The organism is Citrobacter sp. wls613, assembly GCF_005281195.1.
GTDB lineage: Bacteria > Pseudomonadota > Gammaproteobacteria > Enterobacterales > Enterobacteriaceae > Citrobacter > Citrobacter gillenii.
The window spans coordinates 116,560-133,027 of record NZ_SZXN01000090.1 but is presented as its reverse complement, the minus strand read 5'-3'; the positions used below and the strand labels follow the sequence as shown (position 1 = coordinate 133,027).

Genomic DNA, 16,468 nt, shown 5'->3' with positions numbered 1-16,468 from the left:
TCCGGCATGCGGGCCGGATCCTGAAAAAAGGGGGACGATTCTAGCGATGCTTAGCTTAGTTGTCAGTTGTCCGTATCAGAAAAGTTTTTACGCGTTTTTACCTGCGCCATGCTTTCAAGGATGCGGTGATAATTATCAAACCGAGTTTCGGCGATAGCCCCTTTCTCTACTGCTTCACGGATAGCGCAGCCTGGATCAGTATCATGTTTACAGTCGCGGTATTTGCAATGACCTAAGAAGTCATGGAATTCGACAAACCCGTGGGTGATTTGTTCCGGCTCAAGATGCCACAACCCAAACTCACGTACGCCGGGGGAGTCAATGACGTCACCGCCGTGCGGGAAGTGGTACAAGCGAGAGGCCGTGGTGGTGTGTTGCCCAAGACCGGAGTTATCGGAGACATCGTTGGTCAGGATCTCTTTCTGCAGGCCGAGCAGGTTATTGAGCAGGCTGGATTTGCCCACGCCTGATTGACCAGCAAAAATGCTGATGCGATCGGTCAGCGCTTCCTCAAGCGGCTGCAGGCCGTCTTTTTTATGGCTGGAGACCATCAACACGCGATAGCCAATATTGCGATAGATATCCATCTGCTCATTCACGAAGACCATGCCTTCATCGTCGAGCAGATCGATTTTGTTGAGTACGATAATGGGCTCAACCTGCAACGTTTCGCAGGCAACCAGATATCGGTCGATAATATTGAGTGACAGCTCGGGTAAGATGGCTGAGACAATGACGATTTGGTCGATGTTGGCCGCAATGGGTTTTACACCGTCATAAAAGTCCGGACGCGTTAGCACCGAGGTACGTTCATGTACCGCTTCAACGATCCCTTTAACGTTCACGCCTTCGGCTGCGGCCTTACCTGGACGCCAGACTACACGATCGCCGGTTACCAGCGAACGAATTGTGCGACGGATGTTGCAACGGTGGACATCGCCGTCGGCAGACTCCACGTCGGCATGCATGCCAAAGCGGCTGATAACAATACCTTCAGCGGTCTCGCCAAACAGGTTGTCGTCGTAGTCGGGCTTCTCCGTGGACGTTTTAAGACGACGCTGGTGATTGGCGTTCACGCGGCGCTGTTGGCCTTTGGAGAGTTTATTTTTACTCAATCGTACTGACTCCTGGTCGCCCATGATGGGCAAAACATTTATGATACACGCAATTTTAGATGAATATAGTCACACTGAATGTGACGTCTGAAGGGTGGAAAATAGCATGAGTGGCAATGAAAACAACCTGATTTGGATCGATCTGGAGATGACAGGTCTGGATCCCGAGCGCGATCGCATTATTGAGATCGCGACGCTGGTGACTGACGCCAATCTGAATATTCTGGCTGAAGGACCGACGATTGCCGTCCACCAGTCCGACGCGCAGCTGGCGCTAATGGATGACTGGAACGTGCGTACGCATACCGGAAGTGGTCTGGTGGAGCGCGTGAAGGCGAGCACCATGGGCGATCGTGAAGCGGAGCTGGCGACGCTGGCATTTTTAAAAGAGTGGGTTCCGGCAGGGAAATCCCCGATTTGTGGCAACAGCATCGGCCAGGATCGTCGTTTCCTGTTCAAATACATGCCGGAACTGGAAGCGTATTTCCATTATCGCTATCTGGACGTTAGCACGTTGAAAGAGCTGGCCCGTCGCTGGAAGCCGGAGATCCTCGATGGCTTCACGAAGCAGGGGACACACCAGGCGATGGACGACATTCGTGAGTCCGTCGCTGAGCTGGCTTACTACCGTGAGCATTTTATTAAGCTTTGATTTTGTTCTCCGGTGGCTTGCGTCACCGGCTTTTTGACGCTAAATTGTCCAGCTTGATTGTAAAGTAATCACTTGAACGAGTTTTCAAAAAAATCGTATTCAAGGGGGTTGCAGCTAAACGAATTTCTCGTATAATGCGCCTCCCGTAACGACAGAGATTTACGCGTTACGACAGCAACAAAAGCAGTACAGATTTGCGGGAATAGCTCAGTTGGTAGAGCACGACCTTGCCAAGGTCGGGGTCGCGAGTTCGAGTCTCGTTTCCCGCTCCAAAATTTGAAAAGTGCTTTCTAAGCACAGACCACCAATCGCAGGATTTCGAATTGCGACAAGGCGGCAACTGAATGAATCCTTGGGAACTTACTTGAGTAAGTGACTAAGGTGAATGAAGGCAGCCAACGCAGTAGCGTTTCGAAAGACGAAGATTAAGCGGGAATAGCTCAGTTGGTAGAGCACGACCTTGCCAAGGTCGGGGTCGCGAGTTCGAGTCTCGTTTCCCGCTCCAAAATTTGAAAAGTATCGCAAGATACGCACCACCCAAGCGGGAATAGCTCAGTTGGTAGAGCACGACCTTGCCAAGGTCGGGGTCGCGAGTTCGAGTCTCGTTTCCCGCTCCAAATTCTTATCTCAATAAACATATCCACAACGAATAATCGCGTTGGGGCTGTTTTCTTTTGTCTTTGACATACTCTTGTAAACAGACTTATCCACAGGTCAGAGTAATATTCCTGGAATGCAAAAAACTTCGCTTGGTGAATAGTATATTTATAACCATTTGAATTTAATGAATTAATTATCATTTCAAATTGTTAATGTGATCACTTGACGATTTTTTCCTTCTTGAATATCAATGTGTTTTTATTTTTATGCACAAGCTGTGGATGACTTAAGCATCACGCGGCAGACCTTTTTCAATCACCCTGACCAGCCGCTGTTTCTTCGGTAACTGCACTTCAACCACGCAGGCATTTCTTTTCTCAATCTGCTGCGCAATCGCCCATTCTATGTGCTCGTCGAGAAGTGGGTGCTCACCTCTGCGATTTTCCAGCGCATTTATTACGGTTTCATCCCACGGGGCATTTCCCAGCGCGACGGCGATATTTCGCAACCAACGCAAGTGTCCGATGCGACGAATAGCCGAACCTTCCGTCACTTTTAAAAACCACGCTTCGCTCCAGCCAAACAGCTCAATCAGTTCCGGGGCATGCAGTTGTTTACGTGGGCTAAAGTCATCTTCTACAGTGAGCTGCGAATAGCGATTCCAGGGGCAAATGAGCTGGCAGTCATCGCAGCCATAGATTCGGTTGCCCAACAGTGGGCGAAACTCTTCCGGGATAGCGCCTTCTAGTTCGATCGTGAGATAGGAAATACAGCGGCGGGCATCAACGGTGTAGGGTTCAACGATGGCGCCCGTGGGGCAAATGGTCATACAGGCCACGCATCTGCCGCAGGCTTCTTCTACAGGCTGATCCACCGGAAGCGGTAAATCGATCAGCAGTTCACCAAGGAAGAAAAATGACCCGGCTTCACGGCTAAGAATTAGTGAGTGCTTACCAACCCAGCCAAGTCCGGCTTTTTCCGCCAGCGGACGCTCCAGAATGGGCGCAGAATCGACAAAAGGTCTAAAATTCAGCGAAACGCAATGCTGCTGGATCAACTCTCCCAGCTTTTTTAAACGGTTACGCAGCAGCTTATGGTAGTCACGGCCCAGTGCATAACGGCTGATGTAGCCTAGCGACGGATTTTTTAGCGTGCTGGCAAACGCGGCGTTGGCGGGGAGATAATTCATCCGTACGCTGATGACGCGTAAAGTTCCGGGTAATAACTCGTGGGGGCGGGCGCGCATCATACCGTGACGGGCCATCCAGTCCATTTCGCCATGGTATTGTTTATCCAGCCAGGCCTGCAGTTTGGGTTCGGCTTCGCTAAGGTCTGTATCGGCAATACCGACCTGCTGAAAGCCAAGTTCCAGCCCCCACTGCTTAATTTTTTGTGCTAACTGATTGAGATCGAGGGGCTCTGACATGACGGACCATACAATGAAGAAAAACCCCGCAAGTATACCACACTCCATCTGGCACGCCGATGACATCAAACGGATGGAACATGAGGCGGCAGACAGCCTTGGGCTGACGCTGTATGAGCTGATGCAACGTGCGGGAGAGGCGGCGTTCCAGGTTGCTCGCAATGCATATCCCGCCGCTCGGCACTGGCTGGTGCTCTGTGGCCACGGTAATAACGGCGGCGACGGCTATGTCGTGGCGAGACTTGCCAAAGCCGCGGGGATTCACGTCACGCTATTAGCGCAAGAAAGCGACAAACCGCTCCCACAGGAGGCAGAACATGCTCGTCATGCCTGGCTGAACGCAGGTGGCGTTATCCACGCCCCGGATATTATCTGGCCGCAAGAGGTGGATGTGATTATCGATGCGTTGCTCGGCACCGGCTTAAAACATGCACCTCGCGACCCACTGGCGACATTAATCAAACAGGCGAATGTGCATTCTGCTCCCACAGTGGCTATTGATATTCCTTCCGGTCTGCTGGCGCAGACGGGGGGAACGCCCGGAGCGGTGATTCATGCTGCCCATACCGTTACCTTTATTGCATTGAAGCCCGGTCTGATCACGGGCAAAGCGCGTGATGTCACAGGGTGTATCCATTTTAACGCGCTCGGGCTGGATGCCTGGCTGGCGGGGCAGGACGCGCCCATTCAGCGCGTTGATGCCTCACAGCTTAGATGCTGGCTGACACCACGCCGCGCAACATCGCACAAAGGTGACCATGGTCGACTGGCGATCATCGGGGGTGACTATGGCACAGCAGGCGCCATACGCATGGCCGGTGAAGCGGCGCTTCGCGCTGGTGCCGGATTGGTTAAGGTGCTCACGCGCAGTGAAAATATTGCACCGATCCTGACCGCCCGTCCGGAACTGATGGTCGATGAGTTGACGCCTCGCGCGGTGGAGGAAAGTCTGGTGTGGGCGGATGTCGTGGTCATCGGTCCCGGACTTGGGCAGCAAGAGTGGGGAAAAAAAGCACTGCAAAAAGTTGAGAATTTTCGCAAACCGATGCTGTGGGATGCCGATGCGCTTAACCTGCTGGCAATCAATCCCGATAAACGTCACAATCGCGTGATCACGCCGCATCCGGGCGAGGCTGCGCGACTGTTGGGCTGCTCCATTACAGAAATTGAAGACGATCGCTTACTTTCTGCACAACGTCTGGTAAAACGGTACGGAGGTGTGGTGGTGCTGAAAGGCGCGGGTACGGTAGTGGCCTCGGAGCACAATGCATTAGCCATTATCGATGCCGGTAACGCAGGAATGGCCAGCGGCGGTATGGGTGATGTCCTTTCCGGAATCATTGGCGCATTGCTCGGACAGAAGCTTACCCCGTATGATGCTGCGTGTGCGGGATGTGTGGCGCACGGCGCGGCAGCGGATGTGCTGGCGGCGCGATTTGGTACGCGCGGCATGCTGGCGACAGATCTCTTTACCACGCTACAGCGTATTGTTAACCCTGATGTGATTGACGTTTATCATGATGAATAGAGTAATTCCGCTACCGGATGAACAGGCGACATTAGACCTGGGACTGCGGGTCGCGAAGGCCTGTGACGGCGCAACGGTTATTTATTTGTACGGCGATTTAGGCGCGGGTAAAACCACCTTCAGCCGGGGATTCCTGCAGGCGCTAGGTCATAAAGGCAATGTAAAAAGCCCCACCTATACGCTGGTCGAACCCTATTCGCTTGAAAATTTAATGGTATATCACTTCGATCTGTACCGACTTGCGGACCCCGAGGAGCTCGAATTTATGGGGATCCGTGATTATTTTGCCAATGATGCAATTTGCCTGGTGGAATGGCCACAACAAGGTAAAGGTGTGCTCCCGGACCCGGACGTCGAAATACACATCGAATACCAGGCGCAAGGTCGAGAGGCGCGCGTAAGTGCCGTCTCCTCATCGGGTAATTTATTGCTGGCGCGTTTAGCCGAATAACCTTAAAGGGTGGCGGGATGATTTATCGCATCAGAAATTGGCTGATGGCAACCCTGGTCCTGCTGTGCGCGCAGGCAGGGGCCGCCAGCCTTTCCGATCTTCAGGTTTCTAACGGCGAACAGCAGGCGCGGATTACGCTCAGTTTTATTGGCGAGCCTGAATATGCTGTTTCGCAGGACGGGAAGCGCACCGTTGCGCTGGATATTAAACAAACCGGCGTGATTCAGGGACTGCCGCTGCTGTTTAGCGGTAATAACCTGGTTAAGGCCATCCGTGCGGGTACACCGAACGATCCACAGTCTTTGCGACTGGTTGTCGATTTAACCGAGAACGGAAAAGCCGCCGCTGTAAAACGGCAAAACGGCGGTAACTATACCGTGGTGTTTACCATCAATGCTGATGCACCTCCGCCGCCACCGCCACCTCCTGTGGTGGTGAAGCGCGTTGAAGCACCCGTTGTCGCTCCGCGTCCGTCAGAACCTGCGCGTAACCCGTTTAAAACGGAAAATAATCGCACGACAGCCGTCATCAACAGTAATACGGCCACGCGGCCTGCCGCTCGGGCGGTGAGCAACAATAATGGCGATAAAGTGGTCATTGCGATTGATGCCGGGCACGGTGGACAAGATCCTGGCGCGATTGGTCCTGGCGGCACGCGTGAGAAAAACGTCACCATCGCCGTCGCGCGTAAGCTGCGCAGTCTGCTCAATGACGATCCGATGTTTAAGGGCGTACTCACTCGTGACGGCGATTACTTCATCTCGGTGATGGGCCGTTCTGACGTGGCGCGTAAACAAAATGCCAACTTCCTGGTCTCCATTCATGCGGATGCGGCACCCAACCGGGATGCCACGGGTGCTTCCGTTTGGGTGTTGTCAAACCGTCGAGCCAACACTGAAATGGCTGGCTGGCTGGAACAGCACGAGAAGCAATCGGAGCTGTTGGGTGGCGCGGGTGATGTGCTGGCCAACAGTCAGTCCGACCCGTATTTGAGTCAGGCGGTGCTGGACCTGCAGTTCGGTCATTCACAGCGTGTAGGGTATGATGTGGCAACCAGTATGATCGGCCAGCTGGAGCACATTGGTTCGATGCATAAGCGTCGTCCGGAGCACGCCAGTCTTGGCGTATTGCGTTCGCCGGATATCCCGTCTGTGCTGGTTGAAACCGGCTTTATCAGTAACAACAGCGAAGAACGATTGTTGGCGAGCGATGATTATCAGCAGCAGCTGGCCGAGGCGATTTACAAAGGATTGCGTAATTACTTCCAGTCGCATCCGATGCAAACCGGGCCACAGGGCGCACCGGCGCAAACTGCCAGTGCCATTTCGCCGGGCGACACGTTAACCAATTAAGGATTAGCCATGCCGATTCAGGTTCTACCGCCACAGTTGGCGAACCAAATTGCCGCAGGTGAAGTGGTAGAACGGCCTGCGTCAGTGGTTAAAGAACTGGTAGAAAACAGTATCGATGCGGGTGCAACGCGCATTGATATTGATATCGAACGTGGTGGCGCCAAGCTGATCCGTATTCGTGACAACGGCTGCGGCATTAAAAAAGACGAGCTGGCGCTCGCGCTGGCGCGTCATGCGACCAGTAAAATTGCCTCCCTTGACGATCTCGAAGCTATTGTTAGCCTCGGATTTCGCGGGGAAGCGCTGGCCAGCATCAGCTCGGTCTCTCGTTTAACCCTGACGTCACGTACGCAAGAACAATCCGAAGCCTGGCAGGCCTATGCCGAAGGGCGCGATATGGATGTGACGATTAAACCTGCCGCACATCCGGTGGGCACCACGCTGGAAGTGTTGGATCTGTTCTACAACACGCCAGCACGGCGTAAGTTCATGCGCACCGAGAAAACCGAATTTAACCATATCGACGAGATTATCCGCCGCATTGCGCTGGCGCGTTTTGATGTGACCATAAATTTGTCGCATAACGGTAAAATGGTGCGTCAGTACCGTGCAGTCGCCGCCGATGGGCAGAAAGAGCGTCGTCTGGGCGCGATTTGCGGCACGCCGTTTCTGGAGCATGCGCTGGCGATTGAGTGGCAGCATGGAGATTTAACGCTGCGTGGCTGGGTCGCTGACCCGAATCACACCACGACGGCGCTGGCCGAAATACAGTACTGCTATGTGAATGGCCGTATGATGCGCGATCGGCTGATCAACCATGCTATCCGTCAGGCCTGTGAAGACAAACTTGGGGCCGATCAACAGCCTGCGTTTGTCCTGTACCTGGAAATCGACCCGCATCAGGTGGACGTTAACGTGCATCCTGCCAAGCATGAAGTCCGTTTCCATCAGTCCCGGCTGGTGCATGACTTTATCTATCAGGGGGTGTTGAGCGTATTGCAACAGCAGCTTGAAACGTCGCTGCCGTTGGCCGATGACGACACGCCTGCGCCAAGGCATATCCCGGAGAACCGGGTTGCGGCTGGACGAAACCACTTTGCCGAATCTGCCCCCGCGCGTGAACCGGCTACGCCGCGTTATTCCGTATCGGCAGGCGGTGGTGGTGGCCGTCAGACGAGTGCCAGTTGGCCACATGATCAGCCTGGGTATCAAAAGCAGCAGGGGGAAGTTTATCAGCAACTGCTGCAGACACCTGCGCCAACGCATAAAACCACGATGCCTGAAACACCCGCGGCACCGCTTACCGGAAATAGCCAAAGTTTTGGTCGTGTATTGACGATCGTGGGGGCTGACTGTGCATTACTGGAATGTGACGGTCATATTCGCCTGCTGGCGTTGCCGGTGGCCGAGCGCTGGCTGCGTCAGGCGCAGTTAACGCCAGCGCAAGGACCCGTTTGCGCCCAGCCGTTACTGATCCCCTTGCGTTTGAAAGTGACCGATGATGAGAAGACGGCACTGGAAAAAGCACAGAGTCAGTTGGCTGAGTTGGGCATTGAATTTCAACTGGATGCGCAGCATGTGACCATCCGAGCGGTGCCTTTACCCTTACGCCAACAAAATTTACAAATCTTGATTCCTGAACTGATAGGCTACCTGGCGCTGCAGTCCGTATCCGAACCTGGCGATATTGCACAGTGGATTGCGCGAAACGTCATAAGTGAACATCCGCAGTGGAGCATGGCTCAGGCCATTACGCTGTTAACGGATGTTGAGCGGCTATGCCCACAGTTAGTGAAGGCGCCGCCGGGTGGTCTGTTACAACCTGTTGACTTACATTCGGTAATGAACGCCCTGAAACATGAGTGATATCAGTAAGGCGAGCCTGCCAAAGGCACTATTTTTGATGGGGCCGACGGCCTCCGGTAAAACGGCATTAGCAATTGAATTGCGTAAAGTTTTGCCAGTAGAGTTGATAAGCGTTGATTCCGCCCTTATCTACAAGGGGATGGATATCGGTACAGCTAAGCCGGATGCTGAAGAGTTAAAGGCTGCGCCGCATCGATTGCTGGATATTCGCGATCCAGCGCAGGCGTATTCTGCAGCGGATTTTCGTCGCGATGCGCTAGCGGAGATGGCCGATATCACCGCAGCGGGACGAATTCCGCTGTTAGTGGGTGGCACAATGTTATATTTCAAAGCCTTGCTGGAAGGGTTGTCGCCGTTACCGTCGGCGGACCCGGAGGTCAGAGCCAGCATTGAGCAGCAGGCGGCAGAGCGTGGATGGGATGCGTTACACCGACAGCTTCAGGAGATCGATCCGGTTGCTGCGGCGCGGATTCATCCAAATGATCCGCAAAGACTTTCCCGGGCACTGGAAGTTTTTTTCATTTCGGGTAAAACTTTAACGGAGCTGACGCAAACGTCAGGAGATGCTTTGCCGTATCAGGTGCATCAGTTTGCAATCGCCCCGGCGAGCCGTGAACTGCTCCATCAGCGAATTGAGCAGCGTTTTCATCAGATGTTAGCTTCAGGTTTTGAAGCAGAAGTCCGGGCGCTTTTTGCCCGAGGAGATTTGCATACGGATTTGCCTTCCATTCGTTGTGTTGGGTATCGCCAGATGTGGTCGTACATTGAAGGCGAAATTTCATACGATGAAATGGTTTATAGAGGTGTTTGCGCCACGAGGCAATTGGCGAAGCGGCAGGTAACCTGGTTACGTGGTTGGGAAGGGGTGCACTGGCTTGACAGTGAAAAGCCTGACCAGGCGCGAAACGAAGTATTACAGGTTGTTGGTGCTATCGCGAATTGAATGTGTACAATTGAAACGTATCGTGCGCAATTTTTCAGAATCGAAAGGTTCAAAGTACAAATAAGCATATAAGGAAAAGAGAGAATGGCTAAGGGGCAATCTTTACAAGATCCGTTCCTGAACGCATTGCGTCGGGAACGTGTTCCAGTTTCTATTTATTTGGTGAATGGTATTAAACTGCAAGGTCAAATCGAGTCTTTTGATCAGTTCGTGATCCTGTTGAAAAACACGGTCAGCCAGATGGTTTACAAGCACGCGATTTCTACTGTTGTCCCGTCTCGCCCGGTATCTCATCACAGCAATAATGCCACCGGCGGCACAGGTAGCAGTAACTACCATCATGGTAGCAGCGCGCAGGGTTCTTCTGCGCAACAGGACAGCGAAGAAACCGAATAAGGTTTTGGGCTGTTTTACACACGGGGAGCCAGAGATCCTGCGTTCCCCGTTGATATATATTAAGGGGTTGACGCTTGTTTGACCGTTATGATGCCGGTGAGCAGGCGGTACTGGTACACATCTATTTTTCGCAAGACAAAGATATGGAAGACCTCCAGGAGTTTGAATCTCTGGTTTCTTCCGCCGGTGTCGAAGCAATGCAGGTGATTACCGGGAGCCGTAAAGCACCGCACCCGAAGTTTTTTGTTGGTGAAGGTAAGGCAATCGAAATTGCGGAAGCCGTAAAAGCGACTGGCGCTGCGGTGGTGATTTTTGATCATGCTTTGAGCCCTGCCCAGGAACGTAACCTGGAACAGTTATGCCAGTGTCTTGTTATCGACAGGACCGGTCTCATTTTAGATATTTTTGCCCAGCGTGCGCGTACCCATGAAGGTAAGTTGCAGGTTGAGCTGGCGCAGTTGCGCCATATGGCTACGCGTCTGGTCCGTGGCTGGACCCACCTTGAAAGGCAAAAGGGCGGGATTGGTTTGCGCGGTCCGGGTGAAACCCAGCTCGAAACCGACCGTCGTTTGCTGCGTAATCGTATTTTGCAGATCCAGTCGCGCCTGCAAAAAGTTGAAAAGCAACGTGAGCAGGGGCGGCAGTCGCGCAAGAAAGCGGATGTCCCAACCGTATCACTGGTGGGATATACCAACGCCGGAAAATCCACCCTGTTCAACCAGATAACCGAAGCCCGGGTTTATGCAGCAGATCAACTGTTTGCGACCCTGGATCCGACGCTACGTCGTATCGATGTGGCGGACGTCGGCGAAACCGTGCTGGCGGATACCGTAGGGTTTATCCGTCATTTACCGCATGACCTGGTAGCGGCATTTAAAGCCACTTTACAGGAAACTCGTCAGGCGACATTGCTGCTGCACGTTATTGATGCGGCAGATTTTCGTGTGCAGGAAAACATTGAGGCCGTCGATACGGTACTCGAAGAGATCGATGCGCATGAGATCCCGACTCTGCTGGTAATGAATAAAATCGATATGCTGGACGATTTTGAACCGCGTATCGACAGAGATGAAGAAAATAAACCAATCCGCGTTTGGGTTTCAGCGCAAACCGGTATTGGCATACCACAGCTTTTTCAGGCTTTAACAGAGCGTCTTTCTGGCGAGGTTGCGCAGCATACGCTGCGTTTGCCGCCGCAGGAAGGGCGTCTGAGAAGCCGGTTTTACCAACTTCAGGCAATAGAAAGAGAGTGGATGGAGGAGGACGGCAGCGTAGGTCTGCAAGTACGTATGCCGATCGTTGACTGGCGTCGCCTCTGTAAACAAGAACCGGCACTGGAAGACTATGTTGTCTGACCTGTCGGATATGGCCTGAAGATTTTTTCGCCTCTATACCTCGTGGATTTTGTACGGTAGGAAGGCGGCAAGTCCCGGCATCCCCAAACGCATAGCCAACTATGTGACTGGGGGTGAAGGGCGTAGCCAACGCATCTGCAACGCAAAAGACGCAGGTATAGCATCGCATAACAAATATGGAGCACAAACATGGCGTGGAATCAGCCCGGTAATAACGGACAAGACCGCGACCCCTGGGGAAGCAGCAAACCTGGCGGCAACCCTGAGGGAAATGGAAACAAAGGTGGTCGCGAGCAGGGGCCTCCCGATCTTGATGATATCTTCCGCAAGCTGAGTAAAAAACTCGGTGGTCTGGGTGGCGGTAAAGGTACAGGCTCTGGTGGTGGCGGTAGTTCATCGCAAGGCCCGCGTCCGCAACTGGGCGGTCGAGTCTTTACTATTGCTGCTGCCGCTATTGTCATTATCTGGGCAGCCAGCGGTTTCTACACCATTAAAGAAGCGGAACGCGGCGTAGTGACACGCTTCGGTAAATTCAGCCATTTGGTTGAGCCGGGTCTGAACTGGAAACCGACATTTGTGGATACCGTTACGCCGGTAAACGTTGAAGCCGTGCGTGAACTGGCAGCCTCCGGTGTGATGCTGACTTCTGACGAAAACGTCGTGCGCGTTGAGATGAACGTGCAGTACCGCGTGACCGACCCGCAGAAATATCTGTTTAGCGTGACCAGTGCTGATGACAGTCTGCGTCAGGCAACCGACAGTGCACTGCGTGGGGTTATCGGTAAATACACCATGGACCGTATCCTGACCGAAGGGCGTACCGTTATTCGTAGCGATACCCAGCGTGAACTGGAAGAGACCATTCGTCCATACAACATGGGTATTACCCTGCTGGACGTCAACTTCCAGGCTGCTCGTCCGCCGGAAGAGGTGAAAGCGGCATTTGACGATGCCATTGCGGCGCGTGAAAACGAGCAGCAGTACATTCGTGAAGCAGAAGCGTACACCAACGAAGTACAGCCGCGTGCTAATGGTCAGGCGCAGCGTATTCTTGAAGAAGCGCGTGCATACAAAACACGAACCATCCTGGAAGCTCAGGGTGAAGTGGCGCGTTTTGCCAAAATCCTGCCGGAATATAAAGCCGCACCGCAAATTACTCGCGAGCGTCTGTATATCGAGACCATGGAAAAAGTGCTGAGCCATACCCGTAAGGTGTTGGTTAACGACAAGGGTGGCAATCTGATGGTTCTGCCGTTGGATCAAATGCTAAAAGGCGGCAGCGCTCCGGCAGCCAAGAGTCAGAGCAGCTCAAACCTGCTGACTCTGCCGCCAGCATCCTCTTCCAGCACGGGAGCAAGCAACACTTCGTCCACCAGTCAGGGCGATATTATGGACCAACGCCGCGTTAACGCGCAGCGTAACGACTACCAGCGTCAGGGGGAATAACGATGCGTAAGTCAGTTATTGCGATTATCATCATCGTTCTGGTAGTGCTGTTCATGTCTCTCTTTGTGGTCAAAGAAGGCGAGCGTGGTATTACTCTGCGCTTTGGCAAAGTTTTACGTGACGATGACAACAAACCATTGGTTGTTGCACCGGGTCTGCACTTCAAGATTCCATTTATTGAATCCGTGAAGATGCTTGATGCGCGTATTCAGACCATGGACAACCAGGCCGATCGCTTTGTCACCAAAGAGAAGAAAGACCTGATCGTTGATTCCTACATCAAGTGGCGTATCAGTGACTTCAGCCGTTACTACCTGGCAACGGGCGGTGGCGATGTTTCTCAGGCAGAAGTTCTGCTGAAACGTAAGTTCTCTGACCGTCTGCGTTCTGAAATTGGTCGTCTGGACGTAAAAGACATCGTTACCGACTCTCGTGGTCGCTTAACGCTGGAAGTCCGTGACGCGCTGAACTCGGGTTCTGCAGGTACGGAAGACGAAGTCGCAACGCCGGCAGCGGATAGCGCGATTGCCGAAGCGGCTGAGCGTGTTCAGGCTGAAACCAACGGTAAAGTACCGGTCATCAACCCGAACAGTATGGCGGCGTTGGGGATCGAAGTGGTTGACGTGCGTATTAAGCAAATCAACCTGCCTGCTGAAGTGTCTGAGGCGATCTACAACCGTATGCGTGCTGAGCGTGAAGCCGTAGCACGTCGCCATCGTTCACAGGGTCAGGAAGAAGCGGAAAAACTGCGTGCAACAGCGGACTATGAAGTCACCAAAACGTTGGCAGAATCTGAGCGTCAGGGCCGTATTATGCGCGGTGAAGGCGATGCAGAAGCCGCTAAACTGTTTGCTGATGCATTCAGTCAGGATCCTGACTTCTACGCCTTCATCCGTAGCCTGCGTGCTTATGAGAAGAGCTTCGAAGGCAATCAGGACGTGATGATCATGAGCCCGGACAGCGATTTCTTCCGCTACATGAAGACGCCGAGCAACGCAACACGCTAAACTCGCACCCGCGGTTTTAAACCAGCAAAACCACCAGCATCCCCAAGGATGCGGTGGTTTTCTTTTTAGATAAGGACAACGGATGAACTCAACAATTTTGTTGGCACTCGCGCTGGTTTTGGTGCTGGAAGGACTGGGTCCGATGCTTTATCCCAGTGCCTGGAAGAAAATGATCGGGGCAATGGCGCAACTTCCTGAAAATATTTTGCGGCGTTTTGGTGGAGGTCTTGTGGTTGCAGGCGTGGTGGTCTACTACATGTTGAAGAAAACGATTGGCTGACCAATAAGTAGACTAATTTACGGATTTCCGCATGCAAAAAGTGCTGTATATCTGAAAAAGCGGTGGTAGAATCCATTTTTAAGCAAACGGTGATTTTGAAAAATGGGTAACAACGTCGTCGTACTGGGCACCCAATGGGGTGACGAAGGTAAAGGGAAGATCGTCGATCTCCTGACTGAACGGGCTAAATATGTTGTGCGCTACCAGGGTGGTCACAACGCAGGCCATACTCTCGTAATCAACGGTGAAAAAACCGTCCTCCATCTTATTCCATCAGGTATTCTTCGCGAAAACGTCATCAGCATCATCGGTAACGGTGTTGTGCTGTCTCCGTCCGCGCTGATGAAAGAGATGAAAGGACTGGAAGACCGCGGGATTCCTGTCCGTGAGCGCCTGCTGCTGTCTGAAGCGTGTCCGCTGATCCTTGATTATCATGTTGCGTTAGATAATGCGCGTGAGAAAGCACGTGGCGCGAAAGCGATCGGCACCACCGGTCGTGGCATCGGGCCAGCTTATGAAGACAAGGTAGCACGTCGCGGTCTGCGCGTTGGCGATCTGTTTGATAAAGCAACCTTCGCTGAAAAACTGAAAGAAGTGATGGAATATCACAACTTCCAGCTGGTGAATTTCTATAAAGTTGAAGCCGTTGACTACCAGAAAGTGCTGGATGATGTGATGGCGATTGCCGACATCCTGACCTCTATGGTTGTTGATGTCTCCGATCTGCTGGACCAGGCGCGTAAGCGTGGCGATTTCGTCATGTTTGAAGGTGCGCAAGGTACGCTGCTGGATATCGACCACGGTACCTATCCGTACGTAACATCCTCCAACACCACCGCAGGTGGCGTGGCGACCGGCTCCGGCCTGGGGCCGCGTTATGTGGACTACGTTCTGGGTATCATCAAAGCCTACTCTACTCGTGTAGGTGCGGGTCCGTTCCCGACCGAACTGTTTGATGATGTCGGCGAGTTCCTGTGCAAGCAGGGTAACGAATATGGCGCAACCACTGGTCGTCGTCGTCGTACCGGCTGGCTGGACTCCGTTGCTGTGCGTCGTGCAGTACAGATTAACTCCCTGTCTGGCTTCTGCCTGACCAAACTGGACGTCCTGGACGGTTTGAAAGAAGTGAAAATCTGTGTCGCTTACCGTATGCCGGATGGCCGTGAAGTCACGACTACCCCGCTGGCAGCTGACGACTGGAAAGGCATCGAGCCGATCTACGAAACCATGCCTGGCTGGTCTGAGTCCACCTTCGGTGTGAAAGAGCGTAGCGGTCTGCCGCAGGCAGCGCTGAACTACGTCAAGCGTATTGAAGAGCTGACCGGTGTGCCGATTGATATCATTTCAACTGGCCCAGACCGTACTGAAACCATGATTCTGCGCGACCCGTTCGACGCATAATGTAGGTTGTAGCGTAGCGTCAGATGGCGCTGCGCTTGCTTTAAAGCAAGCCGGATGCAAGGCTTTGTATCAGTATCTGGCTTAAAATCATGTAGGTTCCTCGCTTTTTTCCTTCCCGAATTGAAATAAATTAGCGACCTGGCTGGTGGCTGGTTTATCATCAATATAATTAATACTACCAGGCTTATCCGTTTTATCCTTTTTCCAGAGGTTGATGTGCAGTTAACGAGTTTCACCGATTACGGATTACGTGCGCTAATCTACATGGCGTCGCTACCCGAAGGACGTATGACCAGTATTTCTGAGGTGACAGAAGTCTACGGCGTGTCCCGTAATCATATGGTCAAAATAATTAATCAACTTAGCCGGGCTGGCTTCGTTACTGCTATCCGTGGAAAAAATGGCGGTATCCGCTTGGGCAAAGCGGCAAAGGATATTGGTATTGGTGATGTGGTCCGCGAGTTGGAGCCGTTGACGTTGGTCAACTGCAGCAGCGAGTTTTGCCACATTACCCCTGCCTGTCGACTCAAACAGGCGCTTTCTAAGGCAGTGCAAAGTTTTCTCACGGAACTGGACAACTACACACTTGCTGATTTGGTTGAAAAGAATCAACCGCTATATAAATTATTGCTGGTGGAGTGACGAAAATC

At 52.7% G+C, this 16,468-nt stretch carries 15 protein-coding genes and 3 tRNA genes; 16 read left to right on the top strand and 2 right to left on the bottom strand.

What is annotated here, in order from left to right:
• Positions 1-62: 62 nt before the first annotated feature.
• A complete protein-coding gene (gene rsgA, locus FDX01_RS22770) occupies positions 63-1,115 on the bottom strand; it encodes a small ribosomal subunit biogenesis GTPase RsgA (protein ID WP_170974794.1) in 1,053 nt (350 codons plus the stop codon).
• Positions 1,116-1,221: 106 nt separating this feature from the next.
• On the opposite strand from rsgA, the gene orn reads away from it, so the two are divergent.
• The 4 genes from orn to FDX01_RS22750 all read left to right on the top strand — a co-directional run bounded on the left by orn (position 1,222) and on the right by FDX01_RS22750 (position 2,384).
• Positions 1,222-1,767 (top strand): oligoribonuclease, encoded by a 546-nt coding sequence (gene orn, locus FDX01_RS22765; RefSeq protein ID WP_096758595.1) that lies wholly within the window; start codon positions 1,222-1,224, stop codon positions 1,765-1,767.
• 196 nt (positions 1,768-1,963) lie between these two features.
• Positions 1,964-2,039, top strand: a tRNA-Gly gene (locus FDX01_RS22760).
• Between the two features lie 157 nt (positions 2,040-2,196).
• Positions 2,197-2,272, top strand: a tRNA-Gly gene (locus tag FDX01_RS22755).
• Between the two features lie 36 nt (positions 2,273-2,308).
• A tRNA-Gly gene (locus FDX01_RS22750) sits at positions 2,309-2,384 on the top strand.
• A 269-nt stretch (positions 2,385-2,653) separates the two neighbouring features.
• Here FDX01_RS22750 and queG read toward each other — a convergent pair.
• Positions 2,654-3,793, bottom strand: a complete 1,140-nt coding sequence (gene queG / locus FDX01_RS22745; RefSeq protein ID WP_137400503.1) for a tRNA epoxyqueuosine(34) reductase QueG — start codon at positions 3,791-3,793, stop codon at positions 2,654-2,656.
• On the opposite strand from queG, the gene nnr reads away from it, so the two are divergent.
• From nnr to nsrR, 12 genes are all read left to right on the top strand, one after another.
• Positions 3,792-5,321, top strand: coding sequence for a bifunctional ADP-dependent NAD(P)H-hydrate dehydratase/NAD(P)H-hydrate epimerase (gene nnr, locus FDX01_RS22740; RefSeq protein WP_137400502.1), 1,530 nt, complete (start codon positions 3,792-3,794; stop codon positions 5,319-5,321). The two genes, queG and nnr, sit on opposite strands and share 2 nt — an antisense overlap.
• A complete protein-coding gene (gene tsaE, locus FDX01_RS22735) occupies positions 5,311-5,772 on the top strand; it encodes a tRNA (adenosine(37)-N6)-threonylcarbamoyltransferase complex ATPase subunit type 1 TsaE (RefSeq protein ID WP_096758592.1) in 462 nt (153 codons plus the stop codon). The genes nnr and tsaE overlap by 11 nt, the downstream gene beginning before the upstream one ends.
• A gap of 17 nt (positions 5,773-5,789) precedes the next feature.
• On the top strand, positions 5,790-7,124 hold the full coding sequence (gene amiB, locus FDX01_RS22730) for an N-acetylmuramoyl-L-alanine amidase AmiB (RefSeq protein WP_137400501.1): 1,335 nt from the start codon (positions 5,790-5,792) through the stop codon (positions 7,122-7,124).
• A 9-nt stretch (positions 7,125-7,133) separates the two neighbouring features.
• A complete protein-coding gene (mutL, locus tag FDX01_RS22725) occupies positions 7,134-8,990 on the top strand; it encodes a DNA mismatch repair endonuclease MutL (RefSeq protein WP_137400500.1) in 1,857 nt (618 codons plus the stop codon).
• Positions 8,983-9,933: a tRNA (adenosine(37)-N6)-dimethylallyltransferase MiaA gene (miaA, locus tag FDX01_RS22720; RefSeq protein ID WP_096758589.1), complete on the top strand. Its 951-nt coding sequence runs from the start codon at positions 8,983-8,985 to the stop codon at positions 9,931-9,933. Before mutL ends, miaA begins: the two co-directional genes overlap by 8 nt.
• 84 nt (positions 9,934-10,017) lie before the next feature.
• Positions 10,018-10,329 carry an RNA chaperone Hfq gene (gene hfq / locus FDX01_RS22715; protein WP_096758588.1) on the top strand — a complete coding sequence of 104 codons (312 nt, stop codon included), beginning with the start codon at positions 10,018-10,020 and terminating at the stop codon, positions 10,327-10,329.
• 74 nt (positions 10,330-10,403) lie between these two features.
• Positions 10,404-11,684: a ribosome rescue GTPase HflX gene (gene hflX, locus FDX01_RS22710; protein ID WP_096758587.1), complete on the top strand. Its 1,281-nt coding sequence runs from the start codon at positions 10,404-10,406 to the stop codon at positions 11,682-11,684.
• Between the two features lie 189 nt (positions 11,685-11,873).
• Positions 11,874-13,130 (top strand): FtsH protease activity modulator HflK, encoded by a 1,257-nt coding sequence (gene hflK / locus FDX01_RS22705; protein ID WP_137400499.1) that lies wholly within the window; start codon positions 11,874-11,876, stop codon positions 13,128-13,130.
• A 2-nt stretch (positions 13,131-13,132) separates the two neighbouring features.
• Complete coding sequence (gene hflC / locus FDX01_RS22700; RefSeq protein WP_115259618.1) at positions 13,133-14,137, top strand: protease modulator HflC; 1,005 nt, start codon at positions 13,133-13,135, stop codon at positions 14,135-14,137.
• 82 nt (positions 14,138-14,219) lie between these two features.
• Positions 14,220-14,417 (top strand): DUF2065 family protein, encoded by a 198-nt coding sequence (locus FDX01_RS22695; RefSeq protein ID WP_096758584.1) that lies wholly within the window; start codon positions 14,220-14,222, stop codon positions 14,415-14,417.
• A gap of 102 nt (positions 14,418-14,519) precedes the next feature.
• Positions 14,520-15,818, top strand: coding sequence for an adenylosuccinate synthase (gene purA, locus FDX01_RS22690; RefSeq protein WP_096758583.1), 1,299 nt, complete (start codon positions 14,520-14,522; stop codon positions 15,816-15,818).
• Between the two features lie 216 nt (positions 15,819-16,034).
• Positions 16,035-16,460, top strand: a complete 426-nt coding sequence (nsrR, locus tag FDX01_RS22685) for a nitric oxide-sensing transcriptional repressor NsrR (protein WP_096758582.1) — start codon at positions 16,035-16,037, stop codon at positions 16,458-16,460.
• The last annotated feature ends 8 nt before the right edge of the window (positions 16,461-16,468 follow it).